This window comes from Rubrivivax sp. JA1026, from assembly GCF_011065555.1.
GTDB lineage: Bacteria > Pseudomonadota > Gammaproteobacteria > Burkholderiales > Burkholderiaceae_C > Rubrivivax > Rubrivivax benzoatilyticus.
In genome coordinates, this window is sequence record NZ_JAALCQ010000001.1 from 493,005 (window position 1) to 515,724 (window position 22,720).

Annotated in this window: 26 protein-coding genes; 18 read left to right on the forward strand and 8 right to left on the reverse strand. The window is 70.7% G+C overall.

Going from position 1 to position 22,720, the window contains the following annotated elements; genetic code table 11:
• The 7 genes from G5B56_RS02210 to G5B56_RS02240 all read left to right on the forward strand — a co-directional run bounded on the left by G5B56_RS02210 (position 1) and on the right by G5B56_RS02240 (position 7,331).
• Positions 1-1,068, forward strand: coding sequence for an alpha/beta fold hydrolase (locus G5B56_RS02210; protein ID WP_164962176.1), 1,068 nt, complete (start codon positions 1-3; stop codon positions 1,066-1,068).
• Positions 1,068-2,531 carry a hypothetical protein gene (locus G5B56_RS02215; RefSeq protein WP_164962177.1) on the forward strand — a complete coding sequence of 488 codons (1,464 nt, stop codon included), beginning with the start codon at positions 1,068-1,070 and terminating at the stop codon, positions 2,529-2,531. The genes G5B56_RS02210 and G5B56_RS02215 overlap by 1 nt, the downstream gene beginning before the upstream one ends.
• Positions 2,528-3,382, forward strand: a complete 855-nt coding sequence (locus G5B56_RS02220; protein ID WP_164962178.1) for an alpha/beta hydrolase — start codon at positions 2,528-2,530, stop codon at positions 3,380-3,382. Before G5B56_RS02215 ends, G5B56_RS02220 begins: the two co-directional genes overlap by 4 nt.
• A 68-nt stretch (positions 3,383-3,450) precedes the next feature.
• Positions 3,451-3,942: a polyhydroxyalkanoate synthesis repressor PhaR gene (gene phaR / locus G5B56_RS02225; RefSeq protein WP_164962179.1), complete on the forward strand. Its 492-nt coding sequence runs from the start codon at positions 3,451-3,453 to the stop codon at positions 3,940-3,942.
• 43 nt (positions 3,943-3,985) lie between these two features.
• Positions 3,986-5,374: a 30S ribosomal protein S12 methylthiotransferase RimO gene (gene rimO, locus G5B56_RS02230; protein ID WP_164962180.1), complete on the forward strand. Its 1,389-nt coding sequence runs from the start codon at positions 3,986-3,988 to the stop codon at positions 5,372-5,374.
• Positions 5,375-5,528: 154 nt separating this feature from the next.
• Positions 5,529-6,683 (forward strand): PLP-dependent transferase, encoded by a 1,155-nt coding sequence (locus tag G5B56_RS02235; RefSeq protein ID WP_164962181.1) that lies wholly within the window; start codon positions 5,529-5,531, stop codon positions 6,681-6,683.
• 69 nt (positions 6,684-6,752) lie between these two features.
• Positions 6,753-7,331, forward strand: a complete 579-nt coding sequence (locus G5B56_RS02240) for a helix-turn-helix domain-containing protein (RefSeq protein WP_240920623.1) — start codon at positions 6,753-6,755, stop codon at positions 7,329-7,331.
• Here the strand turns inward: G5B56_RS02240 and G5B56_RS02245 are convergent.
• Both G5B56_RS02245 and smpB read right to left on the reverse strand, forming a co-directional pair.
• Positions 7,322-7,720 carry a VOC family protein gene (locus tag G5B56_RS02245; protein WP_164962183.1) on the reverse strand — a complete coding sequence of 133 codons (399 nt, stop codon included), beginning with the start codon at positions 7,718-7,720 and terminating at the stop codon, positions 7,322-7,324. The two genes, G5B56_RS02240 and G5B56_RS02245, sit on opposite strands and share 10 nt — an antisense overlap.
• A 79-nt stretch (positions 7,721-7,799) precedes the next feature.
• Positions 7,800-8,267, reverse strand: a complete 468-nt coding sequence (smpB, locus tag G5B56_RS02250; protein ID WP_009858153.1) for an SsrA-binding protein SmpB — start codon at positions 8,265-8,267, stop codon at positions 7,800-7,802.
• A 43-nt stretch (positions 8,268-8,310) separates the two neighbouring features.
• Between smpB and G5B56_RS02255 the strand changes: the two genes are divergently transcribed.
• Entirely contained in the window at positions 8,311-8,763 is a 453-nt protein-coding gene (locus G5B56_RS02255) for a type II toxin-antitoxin system RatA family toxin (RefSeq protein WP_009858152.1), read from the forward strand.
• Between the two features lie 16 nt (positions 8,764-8,779).
• Positions 8,780-9,052: an RnfH family protein gene (locus G5B56_RS02260; RefSeq protein ID WP_009858151.1), complete on the forward strand. Its 273-nt coding sequence runs from the start codon at positions 8,780-8,782 to the stop codon at positions 9,050-9,052.
• Positions 9,053-9,059: 7 nt separating this feature from the next.
• Here the strand turns inward: G5B56_RS02260 and G5B56_RS02265 are convergent, their stop codons facing one another.
• Positions 9,060-9,557: a DUF4124 domain-containing protein gene (locus G5B56_RS02265; protein ID WP_164962184.1), complete on the reverse strand. Its 498-nt coding sequence runs from the start codon at positions 9,555-9,557 to the stop codon at positions 9,060-9,062.
• Between the two features lie 111 nt (positions 9,558-9,668).
• Between G5B56_RS02265 and guaB the strand changes: the two genes are divergently transcribed.
• The 6 genes from guaB to G5B56_RS02295 all read left to right on the forward strand — a co-directional run bounded on the left by guaB (position 9,669) and on the right by G5B56_RS02295 (position 16,453).
• On the forward strand, positions 9,669-11,141 hold the full coding sequence (gene guaB / locus G5B56_RS02270; RefSeq protein WP_009858149.1) for an IMP dehydrogenase: 1,473 nt from the start codon (positions 9,669-9,671) through the stop codon (positions 11,139-11,141).
• Between the two features lie 65 nt (positions 11,142-11,206).
• Positions 11,207-12,406 (forward strand): MFS transporter, encoded by a 1,200-nt coding sequence (locus G5B56_RS02275; RefSeq protein ID WP_230247885.1) that lies wholly within the window; start codon positions 11,207-11,209, stop codon positions 12,404-12,406.
• A gap of 79 nt (positions 12,407-12,485) precedes the next feature.
• Positions 12,486-14,090: a glutamine-hydrolyzing GMP synthase gene (guaA, locus tag G5B56_RS02280; RefSeq protein WP_009858147.1), complete on the forward strand. Its 1,605-nt coding sequence runs from the start codon at positions 12,486-12,488 to the stop codon at positions 14,088-14,090.
• An 824-nt stretch (positions 14,091-14,914) separates the two neighbouring features.
• Positions 14,915-15,148, forward strand: a complete 234-nt coding sequence (locus tag G5B56_RS02285) for a hypothetical protein (protein ID WP_138938885.1) — start codon at positions 14,915-14,917, stop codon at positions 15,146-15,148.
• Positions 15,149-15,255: 107 nt separating this feature from the next.
• Positions 15,256-15,774: a YqhA family protein gene (locus G5B56_RS02290; RefSeq protein ID WP_164962185.1), complete on the forward strand. Its 519-nt coding sequence runs from the start codon at positions 15,256-15,258 to the stop codon at positions 15,772-15,774.
• A gap of 244 nt (positions 15,775-16,018) precedes the next feature.
• Positions 16,019-16,453 (forward strand): TerB family tellurite resistance protein, encoded by a 435-nt coding sequence (locus tag G5B56_RS02295; protein ID WP_164962186.1) that lies wholly within the window; start codon positions 16,019-16,021, stop codon positions 16,451-16,453.
• Positions 16,454-16,474: 21 nt separating this feature from the next.
• On the opposite strand, the gene G5B56_RS02300 is transcribed toward G5B56_RS02295, so the two are convergent.
• Positions 16,475-17,356, reverse strand: a complete 882-nt coding sequence (locus tag G5B56_RS02300; protein WP_009858143.1) for a LysR family transcriptional regulator — start codon at positions 17,354-17,356, stop codon at positions 16,475-16,477.
• A 110-nt stretch (positions 17,357-17,466) separates the two neighbouring features.
• Between G5B56_RS02300 and G5B56_RS02305 the strand changes: the two genes are divergently transcribed.
• From G5B56_RS02305 to G5B56_RS02315, 3 genes are read left to right on the forward strand one after another with little or no spacing between them, the layout of a single operon-like run.
• Entirely contained in the window at positions 17,467-17,886 is a 420-nt protein-coding gene (locus G5B56_RS02305) for a hypothetical protein (RefSeq protein WP_164962187.1), read from the forward strand.
• A gap of 51 nt (positions 17,887-17,937) precedes the next feature.
• Positions 17,938-18,930 (forward strand): TerC family protein, encoded by a 993-nt coding sequence (locus G5B56_RS02310; protein WP_164962188.1) that lies wholly within the window; start codon positions 17,938-17,940, stop codon positions 18,928-18,930.
• Positions 18,927-19,541, forward strand: a complete 615-nt coding sequence (locus G5B56_RS02315) for an exopolysaccharide biosynthesis protein (protein WP_164962189.1) — start codon at positions 18,927-18,929, stop codon at positions 19,539-19,541. Before G5B56_RS02310 ends, G5B56_RS02315 begins: the two co-directional genes overlap by 4 nt.
• Before the next feature lie 47 nt (positions 19,542-19,588).
• Here the strand turns inward: G5B56_RS02315 and G5B56_RS02320 are convergent, their stop codons facing one another.
• The 4 genes from G5B56_RS02320 to G5B56_RS02335 are packed head-to-tail and all read right to left on the reverse strand — an operon-like array spanning position 19,589 to position 22,715.
• The gene (locus G5B56_RS02320) at positions 19,589-21,223 is read right to left on the reverse strand and encodes a PepSY domain-containing protein (protein WP_164962190.1); all 1,635 of its coding nucleotides are present in this window, start codon (positions 21,221-21,223) and stop codon (positions 19,589-19,591) included.
• A 7-nt stretch (positions 21,224-21,230) separates the two neighbouring features.
• Entirely contained in the window at positions 21,231-21,521 is a 291-nt protein-coding gene (locus G5B56_RS02325) for a hypothetical protein (protein ID WP_009858139.1), read from the reverse strand.
• Entirely contained in the window at positions 21,508-21,792 is a 285-nt protein-coding gene (locus G5B56_RS02330; protein WP_009858138.1) for a hypothetical protein, read from the reverse strand. Before G5B56_RS02330 ends, G5B56_RS02325 begins: the two co-directional genes overlap by 14 nt.
• Complete coding sequence (locus tag G5B56_RS02335) at positions 21,789-22,715, reverse strand: alpha/beta hydrolase (RefSeq protein WP_164962191.1); 927 nt, start codon at positions 22,713-22,715, stop codon at positions 21,789-21,791. The genes G5B56_RS02330 and G5B56_RS02335 overlap by 4 nt, the downstream gene beginning before the upstream one ends.
• Between the last annotated feature and the right edge of the window lie 5 nt (positions 22,716-22,720).

Below are 22,720 nucleotides of genomic sequence, written 5' to 3' on the forward strand. Positions count from 1 at the left end.
ATGCCGCACGCGCTGGTCCGCGGCGCGCGCCTGAACGTTCTCCAGGTCGACGAGCCGCAGCACGCCCACGGCGCCGCACGCGAGCACCTGGTGATGGTGCACGGCCTGGCCGCGAACATGGCGTTCTGGTATCTGCCGTACGCGCAGTCCTTCGCCAAACGCTTTCGTGTCACGCTGTTCGACCTGCGTGGCCACGGCCGCTCGGAGATGACGCCCGACGGCTACACGCCGCAGGCGCTGGGCCAGGACCTGCTCGGCCTGATGGACGCGCTGGGCATCGCCCGCGCGCACCTCGTGGCGCACAGCTTCGGCGGTGTCGTCGCGCTCAACGCCGCCTGCAGCGACCCGGCGCGTTTTGCCAGCCTGGTGCTGTGCGACACCCACATCTCTGCCGTGCGCCGCCACGCCGTGCCGCGTGAATGGAGCCGGCGCGCCCACGTGCAATCGGTGCTCGACCGCCACGGCCTGGCGCTCGACACGCACGACCCGTACTTCGGCCACCGCCTGCTGACCGAGGTCGCGCACCTGCAGCTGCGCCACGAGCCGGTCGGCGAGGACCTGCTCGCGCTCGTCGGCCCGATGCTCGGCCGCCAGGGCCAGCGCACGGCGGCGCAGTGGGTCAAGCTGATGGACGAGACCGCCGCCGGCACCCAGCTGATGGGCGACGACGGGCTGACGCTGGAGTCGCTGCGCCGGCTGCTGTTCCCGATCCTCGCGCTCTACGGCGACCATTCGCAGGCCCGGCTGACCGGCGGCGAACTGCTCGAGGTCTGGCCGCACGGCGAGTTCCGCCGCGTGCGTGACGCCGGCCACTTCTTCCCGGTGTCGCGGGCCGCCGACGTGATGCACGAGTGCGAACGTTTCTGGCGCGGCGACTACGCGCGCCGCCCGGTCGTGCGCTCGGGCGAGGAGCAGCGCCGCCACTTCCGCAGCGACCGCGTCTTCAAGATCGACGGCGCCTGGCATTTCAGCACCCGCGAGCGCGGCCATGTCGGCCCGTATGCGACGCCCGACGAGGCGCACGAGGCGCTGGCCCGCTACATCTCCGAGATGGCGGTGACGCTCTGATGGCTGCAGCCAACCGGCTCGGGATCTGGCCCGGGCTCAACCGGCGTGACTTCCGCTGTGTCGCCCGCGGCGGTTTCGGCGACGGCAACAACGCCTACGCGCACTCGATGGCCTGGTTCAACGGCCATCTCTACGTCGGCACGACACGCGGCAACTTCCCGTTCATGAAGTCGCGGCTGCCGATCGCGATGGACGTCTGGCCGGTCGAGTGCCCGGAGAACCCGTTCGAGCTCGACATGCACGCCGAGATCTGGCGCTACGACCCGCTCGCCGACGAGTGGGAGCGGGTGTTCAAGTCGCCGACGATCATCGGCAGCCACGGCAAGCCGATCCCGCGCGAGCTGGGACTGCGCGGCATGCTCGTCTACTCGGGCCGCGGCGTCGAGCCGCCGGCGCTGTTCGTCAGCACCTGGTCGCCGGCGCGCGGGCCGGGGCCGCACCTGCTGCGCTCCGAGGACGGCCGCCGCTTCGAGCCGACCTGCGAGCCCGGACTCAACGGCCTGCCGGTGACGACGATCCGCACCGTCACCGAGTTCAAGGGGCGGCTGTTCACGACGCCGGCCGGCTCGCGCGGCGGCAACCCGAACATCTCCGCGCACTCGGTCGTCTACGAGAGCGCCGACCCCTCGCACGGCGGCTGGGAGCCGGTCAGCGACTTCGGTTTCGGCGACCCGGGCAACAAGACGATCTTCGAGATGTGCGGCTTCGGCGACCATCTCTACGTCGGCACCTTCAACCTCGAGGGCTACCAGGTCTGGCGCAGCCCCTGCGAAGGCGACAAGCCCTACGTCTGGGAGAAGGTCATCGAACGCGGCGCCGGGCGCGGCAAGCTCAACCAGTGCACCTTGTCGATGCTGCCGTTCAAGGGTGCGCTCTACATCGGCAGCGGCATCCAGGGCGGTGGCATCGACACCGCCAACAAGGTCGGCCCGGCGCCGCCGGAGCTGGTGCGCATCTGGCCCGACGGCTCCTGGGACCTGCTGATCGGCGACGAACGCGACACGCCCGACGGCCGCAAGATCCCGCTGTCGGGCTACATGCCCGGCTTCAACAACTTCTTCAACGGCTACTTCTGGCGCATGGTGGAGCACGACGGCTGGCTCTACCTCGGCACCTTCGAGTGGAGCACGCTGGTCGGCTACGCCAACCGCAGCCGCTGGCCGGAGGCCTTCACCAACGTCATCAACCACGTCGGCGCGCAAGCCATCCTCGACCACCACTCGGGCTTCGACCTGTACCGCAGCTTCGACGGCGAGAACTGGGTGCCGGTGACGAACAACGGCTTCGACAACCCGTACAACATGGGCCTGCGCACGCTGGTGTCCTCGCCGTACGGGCTGTTCTGCGGCACCGCCAACCCCTTCGGGCCGAAGATCATGCCGCTGGGTGGCGACCGCTACCTGCCCAACCCGCGTGGCGGCTGCGAGATCCACTTCGCCGCCCACGAGGCGCTGAAGCGGTGAGCCCCGACACCGGCGGCTGGCTGAGGCGGCGCGACAGCAGCGAGCCGGCGCCACCGCTGCCGCCGGGCACCGTGGTCGACGCCGACCTGGCCTACGGCCGCTGGCCGGCGCAGCGGCTGGACGTCTACCGCCCGGCCAAGGTGCAGCGCGCGCCGGTGCTGGTCGTCGTGCACGGCGGTGCCTGGATCGCCGGCGACAAGCAGCAGCCGCAGGTCGTCGGCCACAAGCTGGCGCACTGGGGGCCGCAGGGCTGGATCGTCGTCGCGATCAACTACCGCCGCCTGCCCTGGGCCGAGCCGCGCGAGCAGGCGGCCGACGTCGCCCGGGCACTGGCCTTCGTGCAGCGTGAATGCGCCGGCTGGGGCGGCGACGCCGGGCGCATCGTCGTGCTCGGCCACTCGACCGGCGCCCACCTCGCGGCGCTGGTGCTGGCCGACACGGCGCTGGCCGCCGACGCCGGCTGCAAGCCGCCGGCCGCCGCGGTGCTGGTCGACAGCGCGGCGCTGGACGTCGTCGAGGTCATGCAGGGCGCGCACCTGCCGCTGCACGACCGTGCCTTCGGCGACACGCCGGCCGGCTGGGAGGCGGCTTCGCCTTGGCACCGCGCCGCGACGCTGGGCGTGCCGCCGCCGCCGGTGCTGCTGCTGTGCTCGTCGCTGCGCGAGGATTCGGTGCGCCAGTCCGAACGTTTCGCCGCCCGGCTGGTGGAACGCGGCGGGCGTGCGTGTGCCGTGCCGCTGGCGCTGACCCACGCCGAGCTCAACGAGCGCCTGGGGCAGGGCGGCGAGCCCACCGAGGCCGTCGACGCCTTCCTGGCCTGGCTCTTCGTGCCGCCGCCGGCCGAAGGGTGAACCGGCGCAGCCCGGCCTGCTCGCGCTTCTAGAATGGGTTCTCGACCCACCGACAGGAGCCTTGCCGCATGCCCACGTCCCGCCGTGCCCAGGCCGCAGACCCGAACGCCCAGCCCGGACCGAGGACGCTGAAGAAGTACCCCAACCGGCGCCTCTACGACACGCGCAGCAGCAGCTACATCACGCTGGCCGACGTCAAGCGCATGGTGATGGGCGGCGAGCAGTTCGAGGTGCGCGACGCCAAGACCGGCGACGACCTGACGCGCAGCATCCTGCTGCAGATCATCCTCGAGGAAGAGTCGGGCGGCGTGCCGATGTTCAGCACCGAGATGCTGGCGCAGATCATCCGCTTCTACGGCAGCGCGATGCAGGGGCCGATGGGCGCGATGCTCGAGCAGAACCTGAAGGCCTTCGTCGAGATGCAGCAGCAGTTCGTCGGCGGCAAGCCGCCGGTGTTCCCGAACCTGATGACGAGCTACCTGGACCAGTCGCGCGCCGTGTTCGAGGCGATGCAGGACCAGATGGCGGTGTTCGGCCGCTTCCCGCCGGGAAAGCGATAAGCGTTCACGGCCGGGGCCCCGGCGGATTTGGGAAAATCCGCCGATGCAAGAAACCGTTCCGACCGTCGCTTTCGCCTCGCTGGGCTGCCCCAAGGCGCTGACCGACTCCGAGCTGATCCTCACCCAGCTCGCCGCCGAGGGCTACCGCACTTCGAAGTCCTTCGCCGGCGCCGACCTCGTCATCGTCAACACCTGCGGCTTCATCGACGACGCCGTCAAGGAGAGCCTGGACACGATCGGCGAGGCGCTGGCCGAGAACGGCCGCGTCATCGTCACCGGCTGCCTCGGTGCGCGCGCCGGCGACGACGGCGGCAACATGGTGCAGCAGGTGCACCCCAAGGTGCTGGCCGTCACCGGCCCGCATGCGACGCAGGAGGTGATGGACGCGGTGCACCGCCACGTGCCCAAGCCGCACGACCCCTTCGTCGATCTCGTGCCCGAAGTGCGCGCCGAGTTCCGCGGCGAGGCCGGCATCAAGCTGACGCCGCGCCATTACGCGTACCTGAAGATCAGCGAAGGCTGCAACCACCGCTGCAGCTTCTGCATCATCCCGTCGATGCGCGGCGACCTGGTCTCGCGCCCGGTCGGCGAGGTGTTGGGCGAAGCCAAGGCGCTGTTCGAGAACGGCGTCAAGGAGCTGCTCGTCGTCAGCCAGGACACCGGCGCCTACGGCGTCGACGCCCAGTACCGCACCGGCTTCTGGGACGGCCGCCCGGTGAAGACACGTTTCGCCGACCTCTGCGAGCAGCTGGCGAAGCTGGCCGAGGCGCACGGCGCCTGGGTGCGGCTGCACTACGTCTATCCGTACCCGCACGTCGACGACGTGCTGCCGCTGATGGCCGAAGGGCGCATCCTGCCGTACCTGGACGTGCCGTTCCAGCACGCCCATCCGGACGTGCTGAAGCGCATGAAGCGCCCGGCCAGTGGCGAACGCAATCTCGAGCGCCTGGCTCGCTGGCGCGAGCTGTGCCCCGAGCTCGTCGTGCGTTCGACCTTCATCGCCGGTTTCCCCGGCGAGACCGAAGCCGAGTTCCAGACGCTGCTGGACTTCCTCGCCGAAGCGCAGATCGACCGCGCCGGCTGCTTCGCCTACTCGCCGGTGGCCGGCGCCCCGGCCAACGAGCTGCCGGGCGCGCTGCCCGACGCGGTGCGCGAGGAACGCCGCGCGCGTTTCATGGAAGTCGCCGAGGCGGTGTCGGTGGCCAGGCTGCAGCGCCGCGTCGGCCAGACGATGCAGGTGCTGGTCGACCACGCGCCGGCGCTGGGCCGCAAGGGCGGCGTCGGCCGCAGTTATGCCGACGCGCCCGAGATCGACGGCACCGTGCGCCTGCTGCCGCCGCAGAAGGCTTCGCGCACGCTGAAGGTCGGCGAGTTCGTGCGCGCGCGCATCGTCGCCGCCGAAGGCCATGACCTCGTCGCGATGGCAGTCTGACCCCCCCGAAGCGCCTTCGGCGCTCCCCCCAGGGGGCGCCGCCAGTGGTCCGGCAGAGCCGGCCCACGGCGGCAGCTTGATGCGCCTGAGGCATGCGGCCGGTGTCTGCGTCGACTCCAAGGGACGACAATTCGCCAAGCACCGTCAACCCGACATGACCACCAAGCTGATCCACCATCCGTACCGTCCGCCGGCCGGCTTCGACGCGCCGCAGGTCGGCGTGCACAAGGCTTCGACGGTGCTGTTCCCGGACGTCGCGGCGATGCGTGCACGCGACTGGCGCCACCGCAACGGCTACACCTACGGCCTGCACGGCACGCCGACGACCTTCACGCTGGAAGAACGCATCGCGACGCTGGAAGGCGGCACGCACTGCGTGCTGGTGCCCAGCGGGCTGGCGGCGATCGCGCTGGTGAACATGGCGCTGCTGAAGACCGGCGACGAGCTGCTGCTGCCCGACAACGTCTACGGCCCGAGCCGTGAACTGGCCCGGCGGGAAATGGCCGCCTGGGGCATCACGCACAAGCTCTACGACCCGATGGACCCGGCCTCGCTGGCCGCGGCGATCGGCCCGGCGACGAAACTCGTCTGGCTGGAGGCGCCGGGCTCGGTGACGATGGAGTTCCCGGACCTGCCGGCGCTGGTCGCCGTCTGCCGCGAACGCGGCGTGACGACGGCGCTGGACAACACCTGGGGCGCCGGCCTCGCGTTCTGCGGTTTCGATCTCGGCATCGACGTCGTCATGCAGGCGCTGACCAAGTACCCCTCGGGCGGCGGCGACGTGCTGATGGGCTCGGTCGTCACGCGCGACGCCGAGCTGGCCGACCGCATCCACATGACGCACGGCCGGCTGGGCTACGGCGTCGGCGCCAACGACGCCGAGGCGATGCTGCGTTCGCTGCCCTCGCTCTCGCTGCGTTATCACGCCGCCGACGTGGCCGGGCGCGAGCTTGCCGCCTGGTGCGCGACGCGGCCCGAGTTCACGCGTGTGCTGCACCCGGCGCTGGCCGGCGCGCCGGGCCACGAGCACTGGAAGAGCAGCTGCCGCGCCGCGGCCGGGCTGTTCTCGGTCGTCGTCGCACCGCGCTTCACCAGCGCCCAGGTCGACCGTTTCGTCGACGCGCTGCAGCTGTTCGGCATCGGCTACTCGTGGGCCGGGCCGATGAGCCTGGTCGTGCCTTACGACCTGAAGCAGATGCGCGCCAGGCCGGCCTACGACGGCACCGTGGTGCGCTTCTCGATCGGCCTCGAAGAGGTGGCCGACCTGAAGGCCGATCTGGAGCAGGCGCTGGCCGCACTGGCGGGCTGACGCATGGAGGCGCCGGCGGTCCTGGCCTGCTGGCGATCGTTGGCCGTCGAGCCCGTCGATGCGACGGTGATGCCCGACGGTTGCCGCGACCTGATCCTGTCCTGCCCCAGCGGGGCGCGGCCGGTCTGGTTCGTCTCCGACCTGCCGACCGGCGCCTACACGGTGCGCAGCGAAGCCGGCGACCGCTTCGTCGGTTTCCGCCTGCGCCCGGCGGCCTGCATCGCCGAAGCGCCGCTGCTCGCGGCGCTGCAAGCGCGCCCGGAGCGCGACGAAACCGAGGCGCTGGCGCTGATCGCCGAGCACGTGCGGCTGGACACCCGGCTCGACGAGGCGCTGCAGGCGCTGGCCGCGGCTGACGGTGTGCTGCCGGCACGGCGCCAGCTCGGTGTCGGCGAGCGCACGCTGGAGCGCCTGCTGCAGTCGGCGACCGGCCGCCCGCCGCGTTACTGGCACGGCCTGGCGCGTGCCCGGCGCGCCGCACGCGCCTTGCCCGAGGGCGTGCCGCTGGCCGACCTGGCCGGGCAGCACGGCTACGCCGATCAGGCGCACATGACGCGCGAACTGCGCGGCTGGTTCGGCCTGACACCGGCCGCACTGCGACGGCGTGCCGATCTGCTGGCCGTGCTGGCCGAACCCGGCTACGCCTGAGAAGCCTGAGGCGCGACCGGCGTGCAGAGCTCGATCAGGAAACCTTCCGGATCGGCGACGTAGGCCACGGTCTGGCCCCAGGGCATCTGCCGCGGCTCCTGCATCGGCTTCGCGCCGGCCTCGACGGCGCGCTGCATCGCGGCCGGGACGTCGTCGGTCGTCAGCGCGATCTCGAAACACGGCGCCTGGGCGTCGGCACGCTGCGGGTGGTGGCCCATCTCGCGCAGCAATCGGCGCGCCGAGAAGGCCAGCGTCGTGCTGCCGGTGTCGAGTTCGCCGTAGTCGCCGCTGTCGTGCAGAAAGCGCTGCTCGAGGCCGAATGCGGCGCGGTAGAACGCGAGGCTGCGGGCGACGTCGTCGACGTAGAGGATGGTGTAGGCGAGCTTCATGGTGCGGGGCATGCAGTTGGAAGCCCGATGCTGCGCCAGGCTGCAGCCGGCGTCTTGAACGAAGCCGACAGCGGCCGCCTCAGTCCTTCGCCGGCCCCGACACCTTGTGCCGCATCAGCCGGCCCTTCTCGCGTTCCCAGTCGCGCTTCTTCTCGGTGTCGCGCTTGTCGTGCTGGGCCTTGCCCTTGGCCAGCGCGATCTCGGCCTTCACCCGCCCGCCCTTGTAGTGCAGGTTCAGCGGCACGAGGGTGAAGCCCTTCTGCTCGACCTTGCCGACGAGACGACGGATCTCGTCCTTCTTCATCAGCAGCTTCTTCGTGCGGTCGGGCTCGGGCAGCACGTGCGTGGACGCCGAACGCAGCGCGTTGATGCGGCAGCCGATGAGGAACAGCTCGCCGTCGCGGATCAGCACGTAGCCGTCGGTGAGCTGCACCTGGCCGGCGCGGATGGCCTTGATCTCCCAGCCCGACAGCACGATGCCGGCTTCGTACTGCTCCTCGATGTGGTACTCGAATCGGGCGCGGCGGTTTTCTGCAATGTTGGCCATGGAGTCGTCGTGAAGGGGTGGCCCCCTACAATCGAAGCATTGTATGAAGCACGTGAAGAAGTCGGTCCTGCTGTGGTACTCCCCGAGGGAGATGTACGACCTGGTGACGGACGTCGCCCATTACCCGCAGTTCCTGCCCTGGTGTGACCGCGCCGACGTGCTCGAGACGCACGACGACGGCGTCACCGCGCGCCTGGGCATGCACTACATGGGGGTGAAGCACGCCTTCACCACCCGCAACGAGAACACGCCGCCCGAGTGCGTGCTGATGAAGCTCGTCGACGGGCCGTTCTCGCTGCTCGAAGGCACCTGGCAGTTCCTCCCGCTCGGCCGGCCGGGCAGCGAGACCCAGGCCTGCAAGGTCGAGCTCGACCTGCGCTACGCCTTCGCCGGCAAGACGCTGGAGGCGGTGGTCAGCCCGGTCTTCGACCGCGTCGCCAACACGCTGGTCGACTGCTTCGTCAAACGCGCCGAATCGGTCTACGGCGCACGCTGAGCGCGCCCGGTTCGTGATGCGCGTCGAAGTCGTCTACTGCCCGGCGCCGCACGCCGTCGACCGCGTCGAGCTGGAACTCGCCGACGGCGCGACGCTGGCCGAGGCGCTGCACGCCAGCGGCCTGGCCGAACGCCACGGCCTCGTGGCCGAGACGCTGGACGCCGGCATCTGGGGCCGCGTGCAGCCGCCGCAGACCGTGCTGCGCGACGGCGACCGTGTCGAGCTGTACCGGCCGCTGACGGTGGACCCGAAGGAAGCGCGCCGGCTGCGTTACCGCGGCACGCGCTGACGCCGCGTCATTCGCAGTCCGAGGCGATGATGCCCTCGGCGCGCCGCGACTCCTCGGCGCGGCCCTTGTCGTCGAGGATCTCGCGTTCGCCCTTCTCGTTGAGCCGCGCGATGCGCTGGCCGCTCTGCAGCCCGGCGAGCTGGGCCTTGGCGCGGCGGCAGTTCTCGGCGCGCGCCTGAGCGACGCGCTCCTGCTCGGTCTTGAGCTTGGCCTGCTGCTCCTGCTCGGCGGCGCGGCGGCGCTGCTCGAGCACCGGGTCGACCCGGGGCGCGGCCGGTGCCGATGCGGCACTGGCGGCCGCCGGCGGCGGCAGCGGGCGGCGGGCGTTCGACGGGCGCTGGACGATGTCCTTGTCGGCCACCTCGCGCGGCGGCGGCAGGTCGCTGGCGGTGATCTGGCCGTTGCGGTCACGCCAGATCCACTGCGCCTGCGCGCTGCCCGCCAGGGCGAGCAGGCAGGCGGCAACGGCCAGCGGCAGCAGCGGGGACGGACGGGCGATCGGCATCGGGGCAGTGTAGTGCGCCCGGCGGCGCGTGCATTTGACGCAAGCGCGACTCCGGCGGAGGGTGTCGACTCCTACCTATAATCCGCTTTTGCGTCTGGAGCTCCCCTCAGCATGCGCCTACTCGGCAAAGCGCTCACCTTCGACGACGTGTTGTTGGTGCCGGCGTACTCCCAGGTGTTGCCCCGCGACACCAGCCTCAAGACCCGTCTCTCCCGCAACATCGCCCTGAACCTGCCGCTCGTCTCGGCAGCGATGGACACGGTGACCGAAGCGCGCCTGGCGATCGCCATCGCGCAGGAGGGCGGGATCGGCATCGTCCACAAGAACCTCACGCCCCGACAGCAGGCGGCCGAGGTCGCGCGCGTCAAGCGTTACGAGTCGGGCGTGCTGCGCGACCCGATCACGGTGACGCCCGAGACCACGGTGCGCGAGGTGCGCGAGCTCTCGCGCCAGCACGGCTTCTCCGGCTTCCCGGTGCTCGAGGGCCCGAAGGTCGTCGGCATCGTCACCAACCGCGACCTGCGTTTCGAGACCCGTCTGGACGCCCCGGTGCGCGAGGTCATGACGCCGCGCGAGCGCCTGGTCTGGGTCGGCGAGGAAGCCTCGCTGGACGAGGCCAAGGCGCTGATGCACCGCCACAAGCTCGAGCGCGTGCTCGTCGTCAACGAGGCCTTCGAGCTGCGCGGCCTGATGACGGTGAAGGACATCACCAAGCAGACCGACTTCCCGAACGCCGCGCGCGACAGCCACGGCAAGCTGCGCGTCGGCGCTGCCGTCGGCGTCGGCGAGGGCACCGAGGAGCGGGTCGAACTGCTGGTCAAGGCCGGCGTCGACGCGCTCGTCGTCGACACCGCGCACGGCCACAGCGCCGGCGTCATCGAGCGCGTGCGCTGGGTGAAGAAGAACTTCCCGCAGGTCGACGTCATCGGCGGCAACATCGCCACCGGCGCTGCCGCGCTGGCGCTGGTCGAGGCCGGCGCCGACGCCGTCAAGGTCGGCATCGGCCCGGGCTCGATCTGCACGACGCGCATCATCGCCGGCGTCGGCGTGCCGCAGATCACCGCGATCGACAACGTCGCCACCGCGCTGCGCGGCAGCGGCGTGCCGCTGATCGCCGACGGCGGCATCCGCTACTCGGGCGACATCGCCAAGGCCATCGCCGCCGGCGCCAGCACGGTGATGATGGGCGGCATGTTCGCCGGCACCGAGGAAGCGCCGGGCGAGGTCATCCTCTACCAGGGCCGCAGCTACAAGAGCTACCGCGGCATGGGCTCGATCGGGGCGATGAAGGCCGGTTCGGCCGACCGCTACTTCCAGGAGAACGACGAGTCCGCGAACCCCAACGCCGACAAGCTCGTGCCCGAGGGCATCGAGGGCCGCGTGCCGTACAAGGGCTCGATGCTGTCCATCGTCTACCAGATGGCCGGCGGCCTGCGCGCCTCGATGGGCTACTGCGGCTGCGCGACGGTCGAGGAGATGGCCAGCCGGGCCGAGTTCGTCGAGATCACCGCCGCCGGCATTCGTGAGAGCCACGTGCACGACGTGCAGATCACGAAGGAAGCGCCGAACTACCGCATGGAATGAGCGGTCCCGAGACGTCCCCCGCGCCGGTGCACCCCGGCGGCCGGCCGGCAGCGATGCGTTTCATCATGCTGGTCGTGCTCATCGACATGCTGGCGGTGGGCGTCATCTCGCCGGTGCTGCCGGCGCTGGTCGGTGTCTTCACCACCAGCCCGGCGGAGCAGACCTACTGGTACGGCGTCGTCGCGTTCTCGTACGCGGTGGCGTGTTTCATCGGCGCGCCGATCCTCGGCGCGCTGTCCGACCGCTACGGCCGCCGCCCGGTGCTGCTGCTGGGCTTCTGCGGCCTGGCGTTCAACTTCTTCGTCACCGCGCTGTCGACGTCGATCTGGATGCTGGTCGCGTCGCGCATCGTCGGCGGCGCGATGCAGGCCAACGCCGCGGTGGCCAACGCCTACGTCGCCGACATCACGCCGCCGCAGGAGCGTGCCAAGCGCTTCGGCATGCTCGGCGCGATGTTCGGCATCGGCTTCATCCTGGGGCCGGTGATCGGCGGCCTGCTCGGCGGCATCGACCCGCACCTGCCGTTCTTCGTCGCCGGCTCGCTGGCGCTGATCAACCTGGCTTACGGCTACTTCGTGCTGCCGGAATCGCTGCCGCTGGACAAGCGCCGGCCCTTCCATTGGAAGCGCGCCAACCCGCTGTCGGCGCTGAAGGAGCTGGCGCAGCTCAAGGGCGTCGGCCTGCTCGTCGTCGTGCTCGCCTGCGCCGCGCTGGCGCAGTTCTCGCTGTACACGACCTGGGTGCTCTACACGACCTTCAAGTTCGGCTGGGGCCCGACGCAGAACGGCTGGTCGCTGTTCGCGATCGGCGTCGTCTCGGCGATCGTGCAGGGCGGGCTGCTGGGCCGGCTGCTGAAGCACTTCGGTGCGCCGCGGCTGGCGGTGCTGGGGCTGCTGTCGTCGACGCTGGCCTTCGTCGCCTTCGGCCTCGTCACCGAGGGCTGGATGATGTACGTCGTCATCGCCGCCAACATCCTCGGCAACACGATCACCGCGGCGCTGCAGGGCCTGGTGTCGGGCGCGGCGCAGCACGACAACCAGGGCCAGACGATGGGCTCGGTGAGCTCGCTCAACAGCCTGATGGCGGTGGTGGCGCCGACGCTGGCGGCACCGCTGCTGGGCCTGGTGTCGCACCTGCCGCAGGGCGACTGGCGCATCGGCACGCCGATGTTCTTCTCGGCGGTGCTGCAGGCCCTGGCGCTGGCCTTCGCGATCGCCCATTTCCGCAAACAGCGCCGAGCGCGGCTGGCCACCCACGCCGCGTGACCGACTCCCGCCTGCCTCGCCGCCCCGTCATGCCAGACGCGGTGCGCGCGGCGGGCCTTCTTCGCTTCAGAGCCCGACGATGCACGACAAGATCCTCATCCTCGACTTCGGTTCGCAGGTCACCCAGCTGATCGCACGTCGCGTGCGCGAGGCGCACGTCTACTGCGAGATCCACCCGAACGACGTCTCCGACGCCTTCGTGCGCGAGTTCGCGCCGAAGGCGATCATCCTGTCGGGCAGCCACGCCAGCACCTACGAGGCCGAGGACCTGCGCGCGCCGCAGGCGGTGTGGGACCTGGGCGTGCCGGTGCTGGGCATCTGCTACGGCATGCAGACGATGGCCGCGCAGCTCGGCGGCGCGGTCGAAGGCGGCAAGACGCGCGAGTTCGGCTACGCCGAGGTGCGCGCCCACGGCCACACCCGGCTGCTCGACGGCATCCAGGACTTCGCCACGGCCGAAGGCCACGGCATGCTGAAGGTCTGGATGAGCCACGGCGACAAGGTCACCGCGCTGCCGCCGGGCTTCAAGCTGATGGCCAGCACGCCGAGCTGCCCGATCGCCGGCATGGCCGACGAGGCGCGCGGCTACTACGCCGTGCAGTTCCACCCCGAGGTCACGCACACCGTGCAGGGCCGCGCGCTGCTCGAACGTTTCGTGCTGCAGATCGCCGGCGCCAAGCCCGACTGGGTGATGCGCGACCACGTCGAGGAAGCCGTGGCGCGCATCCGCGAGCAGGTCGGTGACGAGGAGGTCATCCTCGGCCTGTCCGGCGGTGTCGACTCCAGCGTCGCCGCGGCGCTGATCCACCGCGCCATCGGCGAGCAGCTGACCTGCGTCTTCGTCGACCACGGCCTGCTGCGCCTGAACGAAGGCGACATGGTGATGGACATGTTCGCCGGCAAGCTGCACGCGCGCGTGATCCGCGTCGATGCCAGCGAGCTGTTCCTCGGCGAACTGGCCGGCGTCTCCGACCCCGAGGCCAAGCGCAAGATCATCGGCCGCCTGTTCGTCGACGTCTTCAAGGCCGAGGCCGCCAAGCTGAAGGCCGGCACCGAGGGCCACAAGGGCGCGACCTTCCTCGCCCAGGGCACGATCTACCCCGACGTCATCGAGTCGGGCGGCGCCAAGACCAAGAAGGCGACGACGATCAAGAGCCACCACAACGTCGGCGGCCTGCCCGAGCAGCTGGGCCTGAAGCTGCTGGAGCCGCTGCGCGACCTGTTCAAGGACGAGGTGCGCGAGCTCGGCGTGGCGCTAGGCCTGCCGCACGACATGGTCTACCGCCACCCGTTCCCGGGCCCGGGCCTGGGTGTGCGCATCCTCGGCGAGGTGAAGAAGGAGTACGCCGACCTGCTGCGCCGCGCCGACGCGATCTTCATCGAGGAGCTGCGCAACTTCCGCGACGAAGCCAGCGGCAAGACCTGGTACGACCTGACCAGCCAGGCCTTCACGGTCTTCCTGCCGGTCAAGAGCGTCGGCGTGATGGGCGACGGTCGCACCTACGACTACGTCGTCGCGCTGCGCGCCGTGCAGACCAGCGACTTCATGACGGCCGACTGGGCCGAGCTGCCGTACGCGCTGCTGAAGAAGGTCTCCGGCCGCATCATCAACGAGGTCCGCGGCATCAACCGCGTCACCTACGACGTCAGCAGCAAGCCCCCCGCGACGATCGAATGGGAATGACGCGGACGTGAAGACGTGCCTGCGCACGTCTTCACGCCTCGTCATTGCCCTAGCGCTTGCAAGCGCTAGGGCCGGGATGCGTGGTCAACCGACTTCGCGCCTGCGCGCGTCCTGTCGCCTCGTGACTGCCTTCGCGCCTGCAAGCCCGAAGGCAGGGGTGCGCGGCCAGAGCCTTGCGTGCCTGCGCACGTCTTCACGCCTCGTCATTGCCCTAGCGCTTGCAAGCGCTAGGGCCGGGACGCGTGGTCAACCGACTTCGTGCCTGCGAACGTCTTCCTGCCTCATCACGGCCCGCGCGCCTGCAAGCGCGCGGGCCGTGAGTCGGGAGGATCCGCAGGCGTTCCCGGACGTGTGCGGGGCTGACCGCCGCACCTCACTGGCGAGGACTCGGCTTGCCCGGGCGCTCGGCGCTGGCGGGCGCATCAAGGCGGTCGAGGCGCCGGGACGCCGCGCGGCGTCGCCGCTGGGCTGGCGCGTCGCGCCTCGACCGGGGTGGGCTTGGCGCGCGCTCAGAACCTGGCTTCGCGCACCCAGGCTTCGGACACGAGCCGCCATGCGCGTCCGGCGAGGCTGGCCGGCTCGTCGCCCACCGTCGTGGCCACCGCCAGGCCGGCACTTGCGTGCGGAGCTCCATCGCTTGCGGGGCAGAGAAACAGCCGGGTGCCGGAAGGTTCTGGAAAATCAGAATTTCAAGAACGAGAACATCGGCTAAACCTGAACGTTGAACCGGCATTCGGCCGCAGACTTCGGGCTTCGTTGGCGTCACCCGGCTCGCGTTGCAGGACGAGAGCCCTTCGGAACGCCATCTTTTGGAGAAGCACCGGATGCCCAACACTCGACCCGCCAATGCCGTCCGAACGGAGTTCGCCACGGACTCCCGGGTTCGGTCCGGTCCGCCCGGCTCGGCGAAGCTGCTGAATGGCGGCGTCCGCGTCTTCCGGCGGCCACCGGCCGTGTCGGCCGGCGGGGCGCGCCGGCTCGCGCTGCACGCCGCCCCGGACGTCGATCGCAAGGAGGGTGAGCACACCGGCCTCGGCGATCTGCCGCGCCACGACTGAGATCGTCTGCCGCAGCCTGTCTCTGCCGGCCGGCCGTCCTGGCCCGGAGAACTGCGGCAGGCCCGCTGTTCGACGTCACCCTCCGCTGGGTCTCAAGGTATCCAACCATGGAAAAAGTGCTCTCGGCCGTCGGCTCGCTGCTCTACGGCATGCGGTTCACCATGCTGTTCTTCTACGCCGGCCTGGTCACCATCATCCTGGGCGTCCTGGGCAAGTTCTTGCTCGAGACCTACAAGCTCATGAGCACCTTGCTGTTCGGAGAGCTCGAGAAGATCGACCTGATCATCAAGGTGCTCGAACTGGTGGACATGACGATGGTGGCGCAGCTGGTTTGGGTGGTGGCGCTCGCCGGCGTGTCGCTGTTCGTGACCACGGGGCACTTCGACACCAAGGACATGAAGAAGCCCGACTGGCTGGACCACGTCAACACGTACAACCTCAAGCTGAAGCTCGCGTTCGCCATCATCTCGATATCCGGCGTGCATGCCTTGAAGACGTACCTGAGTGGCGATCTGAGCCTGGAGAACATCCAGGTCGTGACGATGGTGGCGGTCATCCACTTCATGTTCGTGCTTTCCGCCATCGGCATTTCGTTCGCAGAGCGGTTGACCCGGGACACACCCTGACAACACCTGGCTCCATGGTCGGTTGGGTTCGTTTTTTCCTGAGTTGAAGCTCCTGAATCGTTGCTTCTTTCGAAGTTTCGGCGGGCGCACATTCCTCTCTGCCATCACTCCCGGAGTCACCCGCCGTGAAGCTCTTCCTGCCACTCGCCGCCCTCGTGCCGGGCCGGCGCAGTCTCGGTCGGGACGATTGAGTCCGGAAGCCCGATCGACAACCCGGACAGGACCATCTCAACGGAGACTTGCCGTGCGCAGCTACCCCCACAACAGCCCCGAAGCCGCGGCGCGCATCGTCGCGCTGGTGCTCATCTCCGACGGCCACGTGTGCAGTTCCGAGTTCGACATCCTCAAGCGCTTGGGCGCGGAGAGCGAACTCGGGCTGGAGCCCCAACTCCTGCCGCACATCGTTCACACCTTGTGCGAAGAACTGCTGGCGGGCGGGTACGAGACGGGGTCGCTGATGGGCAACGTCGACGACAGCGCCTTGGCGTCGTTGATGGCCGAGATTTCGGACCCGGTGCTGCAGAGGACGGTGCTGCGCCTGTCCCTGGCCGCGGCGCGGGCCGACGGCCACCTGGCCGACGGGGAGTCCATGGTGGTCGAGGCCGCGCGCCGCCATTGGAATCTGCTCGATGGGGAGGGGCCGGGCTCCTCGAACCCGGCCCAGCGCGAAGCGGCCTGATCCGGTCCGATCAGCACGGGTTCAAGAGCGAGCCGCGGCCAGCACCTGCATCACCAGGGGGTGGTGCTGGCCGCGGCGCGAGCGGATGGCGTGGATCTCCTCCTTCACGCCGTCGCTGCGGCCCAGCGGGCGAAGACCGCGCAGCAGGCCGACGTCGTCCGCACCGAGCCGGCTGACCGGGAACACGCCCAGGCCGCGAGCGGCGAAGACCGCCAGCAGCGCGCTGTCCTCGAACTCGCCGACGATGCGCGGCCGCAGGCCCTGCGTCTCGAACCAGTGGTCCAGCATCGTGCGCAGCGCCGAATGCCCCGTCGGCAGGAGCACGGGCAGGTCGTTGAGGCTGTGCGGAAAGCGCTCGCGCTCGGTCCTGCCGACCAGCTTCGCCGGTCCGTACCACTCGACGGTCGAATCGACGAGCTTCTCGCTGGTCAGGCGCAGGTTCGGGTTGCGCGGTGCCGCCTGCCCGGCGAACACCACATCCAGGTGATGGAGCGCCAGTTCGCCGAGCAACTGCTCGATCTCGCCTTCGTGGCATACGAGCCGAAGGTTGGCGGTGCCCAGCACGGGCTCGAGCAGCGCATGGGCGGCCAGCTTCGAGATCCCGTCGGACAGCCCCACCGTCAGCCGGGCCACCTTGCCGCTGGCCGCCTCTCGCACCTCGTCGGGAATGCCCTGGCCCAGCTGGAAGATCTCCTCGGCGCGGGCGAAGGCGGCCTGGCCGGCTTCGGTGAGCGCCACACCGCGGCCCGCAGGCTTCAGCAACTGATGGCCGAGGGCCTTCTCCAGTTCGCGTACCTGCGCGCTGATCGTCTGCACGGCCATGTCCAGCCGCTCGGCGGCCCGGGCAAAGCCGCCTTCCTTGGTGACGACCCAGAAGTAGTGCAGATGGCGGTAGTTCAGCATGCGACCTCCGATTCCGGAAAACCGAAATATAGGTTCGCTTCGTTCTGGTTTGTTCGAACTTGGAGCATCCCCACACTTCCGCCGTCCGATCACTCCAACGTCCGCCCGCCATGTTCCACGTTCTCAGTTGGTTTGCCGTCGCCTCGCTGCTGGCGCTGTGGTCCCTGGCGGCCTGGGCGTTGCACGCCGTCGCCGTCTGGTCCGTCTCCAACGCGGGGGAGCTCTCCGGTGTTGCCTCGGGCGTCGGCACCATCGCCTTGCCGCACTGGCTGGCCGCGTGGCTGCCGTCGCAGACGGTGCAGGCGCTGACCCAGATGCTGGCGGGGCTCGGGCCGCTGGTCGACAGCCTGCTGCAGGCTGCGCCTGCCCTGGCGGGCGGGCTGACCGTCTTGGCCTGGGTGACCTGGGCCTTCGGCGGCGTTCTCCTGCTGCTGCTGGGCGCCGGGCTGCACCTGCTCATCACGCTCTGGCAGCGCCGCAGCCGCGGCGGCAACGGCCCGAGCGGCGGGCCTTCGCTGGTGTCGCGCTGATCGCGCAGGCGCCACGCTCGCCTCGGCAGCATCCACTCGAATCAATCCGCCATGGACGTCCTGCTTCCTTTCGTCACCGCCGACTTCATGGGCAAGCCCGCGTGGGTCTGGCTCGCCTTCGTCGGCATCGTCATCGCGCTGCTGGCGTTCGATCTCGGCGTCCTGCACAAGGACGACCACGAGATCGGCGTGCGCGAGAGCCTGCTGCTGTCCGCCGGCTACATCGGCGTGGCGCTGCTCTTCGGCGCCTGGGTCTGGTGGTACCTGGGTGCGCAGAGCGGGATGGACTACTACACCGGCTTCATGATCGAGAAGTCGCTGTCGATGGACAACGTCTTCGTCATCGCGCTGATCTTCACCTTCTTCGCCATCCCGCGGCAGTACCAGCACCGGGTGCTGTTCTGGGGCATCCTGGGCGTGATCGTGCTGCGCGCGATCATGATCGGCCTGGGGGCGACGCTGGTCAGCCAGTTCAGTTGGGTGCTGTACCTGTTCGGCGCCTTCCTGATCTTCACCGGCATCAAGATGTGGGTCATCGCCGACCACATGCCGGACATCGCGAACAACCCGCTGCTGAAGTTCCTGAAGCGGCACATGCGCGTGACCGACGGGCTGCGTGGCAACGCCTTCTGGGTGCGCGAGACCGACCCCGCGACGGGCCGGCTGGAACGTTTCGCGACGCCCCTGTTCCTGGCCCTGGTGCTGGTGGAGTTCGTCGACCTGATCTTCGCGGTCGACTCGGTGCCGGCGATCTTCGCCATCACCACCGACCCCTTCATCGTCTACACCAGCAACATCTTCGCCATCCTGGGCCTGCGGGCGCTGTACTTCGCGCTGGCGGCGATGATCCACCGCTTCAAGTACCTGAAGTACGCGCTGGCCCTGGTGCTGGTCTTCATCGGCAGCAAGATCTTCCTGGTGGGCATCGTCGGCAAGGTCCCGGCGGTGATCTCGCTGAGCGTGACCTTCGGCCTGATCGCCGGCGGCGTGCTGGTGTCGCTGTGGAAGACCCGCGGGCAGCCCGCGGTCGCCGAGTCCGCATGACGCCGCCGATCGTGCAGCGGCTGCGCGATGCCGCCGCCGCCCTCCAGGAGGAGCGTGTGTCGATGCGCACGATGGCGCAGGTCCACGGGCCTGACGCCCACGGCACGCTGCTGCTTCTGCTGGCCATGCCCTGTCTGCTGCCGGTGCCCGGTGTCGGCACGGTGCTCGGCGTGGGGATGGCGGCGCTGGCGGTCGCCATGTGGCGGGGCCACGGTGCGCCGTGTCTGCCGCAACGGGTGGCCGAGCTCGAACTGCCGCTTCGTTGGGCCCGGCGGGTGCTGGTCGGGCTGGCGTCGGCCTATGCCGTGGCGGGCCGTTGTGCCAGGACCCGATGGAGCCACCTGGCGCTCGCCGGCCGGCGATCGGCGACGGCGCTCGCCGTCGGCTCGATGGCCGCCATCGTCGTGATGCCGATTCCGTTCGGCAACCTGCTGCCGGCCGTCGCGCTGATGTTCATCGGCCTGGGGCTGGTGTTTCGCGACGGGGTTGCCGTGATCCTGGGGCTGCTGATGTCGGGGGTGGCCCTCGTGGTCACGACCGGCCTGCTGCTGATGGCCTGGGCCTGGGGCGGCGAATGGATCCTGGGCTGGGTTCTGTCTGGACGGGAGTGAACCCGGGCAGCCCTGCGGAGCCTGGGCGCGGCAGGGCCGGCTCGTCTTCAGCCCTCGCGCCCCGCCGTCGCCGGGACCTGCGCTGCCGTCGGCGCCGCCTGTGACGCCGCCCAGACGCTGGGCGCCGGCCCGTGGTGCACGCGCCGCGCCGTGGCGCGCGCCATCCAGGCCAGCAGCGCCGCCCCGGCGGCGGCCGTCAGGTCGACCGCCAGCGCCGCGCCCGAGGCCGGCGCCCAGGGGCCGAGCCCGGGCGCCAGCGCGCCGAGCAGCGAACTGGCCGGGATCGCCGCCGTCAGCACGACGGCCGCCCACAGCAGCTGCACCGAGCCGCGTGCGCTGCCGCGCCAGAAGGCCCAGCCGATCGCGGCGAAGAACACCGCGTAGTAGGTCCAGCGGTGGCCGGCGCCGACGTCGTCGACCAGCCCCGGCAGCCACTTGGCCGCGGCGATCGTCGCCGAGATCCCGCAGACGCTGCCCAGGCAGACGCCGATCGTCGCCGCGGCCATCCAGCGCGTGCGCCGCGGCGGCTCGGCGCCGCGTTTGCGCCGGCTCTCGATCCACAGCAGGTTGCCGCTGTAGAACAGCCAGGCGCCGGCCAGGCCGAGCACGAAGTACAGCCATTTCACCGGGTCGCCGGCGAACGAGGCCATGTGCAGCGCGAAGATGCTGCTGATGACGGTGTTGGGCGCCGACTGCTGGCCGGGCAGGGCCTCGCGCCCGACGATGCGCGCGCTGTACGGGTCGACGACGACGAAGCCGCCATGCGCGCGCGGGGCCACCGCGCTCTCGTCCTGGCCCCAGACGCGCACCGCGGCGCGGGCCCCGGTGGGCTGCTGGTACTGCATCGCCGTCGGCACGAAGCCCGGCGCGACCTGCGCGACCGCTGCCAGCAGCTCGGCCGGCGGGCGCATCGCCGCCGCGTCGCGCGGGGCGGCGCCGTCGGCGGCCGGCGCGCGCTGGAAGGCGGTGGCGAGCCGGCCTTCGTGCAGCAGCCGGTCCTGCAGCGCGTAGAGGCCGTCGTGGAAGGCGAAGACCACCGCCGTCAGCGCCATCACGAAGTGAAACGGCAGGCTGACGATGCCGACGACGTTGTGCGCGTCCAGCCACATGCGCTTGAGGTTGGGGCCGACGCGCAGCGCGAAGAAGTCCTTGACCAGCGACGGCAGCAGCACGATGACGCCGGACACCAGCGCCAGCGCGTACAGCGCCGACACCACGCCCATCACCCAGCGGTTGGGGTCGTTGTCCACCGGCAGGCCGACGACGCGGTGCAGCACGTCGATGAACCGGCCGAGCTGCGTCGGCGCGGCCGGCTGGGTGACGGCCCGGCCCTCGGCGTCCAGCGTGGCGACGAAGTGGCGCAGGTGGCGGTGGTCGTGGTCGTCGGCCTCGGCGTCGCGCACTGTCCAGCTCAGCCGGCCGGGCACGTTCTCGGTGTCGCGCAGATGCAGCGTGAAGCCGCGTGCGGCGGCCGGCTCGGCCTGCAGCGTGCGCAGGATCAGCTCCTGCGCACGCTCCAGCGGCACCGCCGCCTGCTGCGCCGGCGGGCTCGCCCAGCGTGCCAGCGGCTCCTTGAAGACGGTGAGGGCGCCGGCATAGAAGGCGATGAACAGCGCCATGCCGGAGACGATGCCGGTCCAGGTGTGGACCGACTTGTAGATGCGCAGGACTTCGGCTCGCATGGCGGGATCAGGCAAGGAACTGGCGCAGCAGCGCCCAGGCACCGAAGACGGCGAGGTTGGCCAGGGCCAGACCCCGCCAGGCGCGCCAGCCGTCGGCGAAGAAGTAGCAGCCCGACAGCGTGCCCAGCCAGATCGGCGCCACCATCCACATCGCGAGCTGGGCGCGCACCGGCAGCGGCAGCGCCGCGGCCAGCACGTCGAAGATGGCGCTGCAGCCCAGCGCCAGCGTCAGCCCGAGCAGGCTGCCGGCCAGCGTCTTGGCCAGCCAGTCGCGGCGCATCGTGTCAGCGCGGGCCATCGCCGGGGCTCCGGTAGGCGGCCCGCAGCGCGCCCAGGTAGGGCGGCAGCGTCAGGCTCAGCATCAAGGCGGTGGCGAAGCAGAAGGCCGCGGCCAGCGGCTGCAGGGCCTGGCCCATCGCCGCCAGCGCCAGGCACCACAGCGCCGCCGCGGCGGCGCGTGCCGGGCCTGCCGGCCAGGGCCGTCGGCGCCATTGCTGGTGCGGCGAGGCCAGGTACAGGCAGGCGCTGCCGGCCAGCGTGGCGGCCAGTCCCGCGAGCGTGAAACTCATGAAGCGTCCTCCTGGCGTGCGCCGGAGGCCGGCGCCGCGGGTTGGTCGAGAAAGAACTGCAGGCCGCGCGACAGCGCCGGCAGCCACACCCAGCCGTGGTTCTCGCCGTCGAACTCGTGGAAGGCGAAGCGCCCCTGCCAGGCCGGCAGCGCCTGCAGCCGCGTGGCCAGCGCCCGCGCTTCGCCGACCATCGAACGTTCGGCCAGCAGCGCCAGCCGCTCGGGCGACAGCCGGCCCGGCGGCGGCGTGTCCTCCAGCGCGCCGACGCTGAGCTGCAGCCGCGGCACGGCCGCCGGCGGCTGTTGCAGCCCGTCGAGCACACGCCGGCCGTTCCACCAGATCGACGGGCTCGACGCGACGAAGGTCGTGAAGCTCGCCGGCCGCGTGAACGCCGCGTGCAGCACCAGCAGGCCGCCGAAGGAGTGGCCGAACAGCGCCTGGCGCTGCGTGTCGACCGGGTGGCGGGCGGCGATGCGCGGCTTCAGTTCGCGTTCGACGAAGTCGAGGAAGCGCTCGGCGCCGCCTTCGCGGCCGGCGGCGCCGGGCTCGGCCACGCCGACGGTGTAGTCGCGCCGGCGCGCCGCGACGTCGAAGTCGGCGTCGCCGGGGTAGCCGATGCCGACGACGAGCAGCGGCGCCTGCCCGGTGACCTCGCGCCGCGAGGCCACCGAACGCGCCAGGAAGGCGGCCACCGGAAACGCGGCGTTGCCGTCGAGCACGTAGAGCACCGGATAGCCCGCGGCCGGCGCAGGCGCGTCGGGCTCGGAGACGAAGATGCGGTAGCGCGGCCCGCTGCCCTCGGCCGCCATGTCGAACTGGCGTGCGCCGGGCAGTTGCACCGGCGTGTCGGCCGCCGGCGCGGCGCCGGCGGCCAGCACCAGCGCCAGGCCGGCGAGCGCGCGCTTCGGGGTCGTCGCGTGCACGGCGC

What these genes read in the sequence shown, in the direction of transcription:
- G5B56_RS02210 (WP_164962176.1), top strand. Translation starts at nt 1, where the DNA reads ATGCCGCACGCGCTGGTCCGCGGCGCGCGCCTGAACGTTCTCCAGGTC.
- G5B56_RS02215 (WP_164962177.1), top strand. Translation starts at nt 1,068, where the DNA reads ATGGCTGCAGCCAACCGGCTCGGGATCTGGCCCGGGCTCAACCGGCGT.
- phaR (WP_164962179.1), top strand. Translation starts at nt 3,451, where the DNA reads ATGCCCACGTCCCGCCGTGCCCAGGCCGCAGACCCGAACGCCCAGCCC.
- rimO (WP_164962180.1), top strand. Translation starts at nt 3,986, where the DNA reads ATGCAAGAAACCGTTCCGACCGTCGCTTTCGCCTCGCTGGGCTGCCCC.
- G5B56_RS02235 (WP_164962181.1), top strand. Translation starts at nt 5,529, where the DNA reads ATGACCACCAAGCTGATCCACCATCCGTACCGTCCGCCGGCCGGCTTC.
- G5B56_RS02240 (WP_240920623.1), top strand. Translation starts at nt 6,753, where the DNA reads ATGCCCGACGGTTGCCGCGACCTGATCCTGTCCTGCCCCAGCGGGGCG.
- G5B56_RS02245 (WP_164962183.1), bottom strand. Translation starts at nt 7,720, where the DNA reads ATGAAGCTCGCCTACACCATCCTCTACGTCGACGACGTCGCCCGCAGC.
- smpB (WP_009858153.1), bottom strand. Translation starts at nt 8,267, where the DNA reads ATGGCCAACATTGCAGAAAACCGCCGCGCCCGATTCGAGTACCACATC.
- G5B56_RS02255 (WP_009858152.1), top strand. Translation starts at nt 8,311, where the DNA reads ATGAAGCACGTGAAGAAGTCGGTCCTGCTGTGGTACTCCCCGAGGGAG.
- G5B56_RS02260 (WP_009858151.1), top strand. Translation starts at nt 8,780, where the DNA reads ATGCGCGTCGAAGTCGTCTACTGCCCGGCGCCGCACGCCGTCGACCGC.
- G5B56_RS02265 (WP_164962184.1), bottom strand. Translation starts at nt 9,557, where the DNA reads ATGCCGATCGCCCGTCCGTCCCCGCTGCTGCCGCTGGCCGTTGCCGCC.
- guaB (WP_009858149.1), top strand. Translation starts at nt 9,669, where the DNA reads ATGCGCCTACTCGGCAAAGCGCTCACCTTCGACGACGTGTTGTTGGTG.
- G5B56_RS02275 (WP_230247885.1), top strand. Translation starts at nt 11,207, where the DNA reads ATGCTGGTCGTGCTCATCGACATGCTGGCGGTGGGCGTCATCTCGCCG.
- guaA (WP_009858147.1), top strand. Translation starts at nt 12,486, where the DNA reads ATGCACGACAAGATCCTCATCCTCGACTTCGGTTCGCAGGTCACCCAG.
- G5B56_RS02285 (WP_138938885.1), top strand. Translation starts at nt 14,915, where the DNA reads ATGCCCAACACTCGACCCGCCAATGCCGTCCGAACGGAGTTCGCCACG.
- G5B56_RS02290 (WP_164962185.1), top strand. Translation starts at nt 15,256, where the DNA reads ATGGAAAAAGTGCTCTCGGCCGTCGGCTCGCTGCTCTACGGCATGCGG.
- G5B56_RS02300 (WP_009858143.1), bottom strand. Translation starts at nt 17,356, where the DNA reads ATGCTGAACTACCGCCATCTGCACTACTTCTGGGTCGTCACCAAGGAA.
- G5B56_RS02305 (WP_164962187.1), top strand. Translation starts at nt 17,467, where the DNA reads ATGTTCCACGTTCTCAGTTGGTTTGCCGTCGCCTCGCTGCTGGCGCTG.
- G5B56_RS02310 (WP_164962188.1), top strand. Translation starts at nt 17,938, where the DNA reads ATGGACGTCCTGCTTCCTTTCGTCACCGCCGACTTCATGGGCAAGCCC.
- G5B56_RS02315 (WP_164962189.1), top strand. Translation starts at nt 18,927, where the DNA reads ATGACGCCGCCGATCGTGCAGCGGCTGCGCGATGCCGCCGCCGCCCTC.
- G5B56_RS02320 (WP_164962190.1), bottom strand. Translation starts at nt 21,223, where the DNA reads ATGCGAGCCGAAGTCCTGCGCATCTACAAGTCGGTCCACACCTGGACC.
- G5B56_RS02325 (WP_009858139.1), bottom strand. Translation starts at nt 21,521, where the DNA reads ATGGCCCGCGCTGACACGATGCGCCGCGACTGGCTGGCCAAGACGCTG.
- G5B56_RS02330 (WP_009858138.1), bottom strand. Translation starts at nt 21,792, where the DNA reads ATGAGTTTCACGCTCGCGGGACTGGCCGCCACGCTGGCCGGCAGCGCC.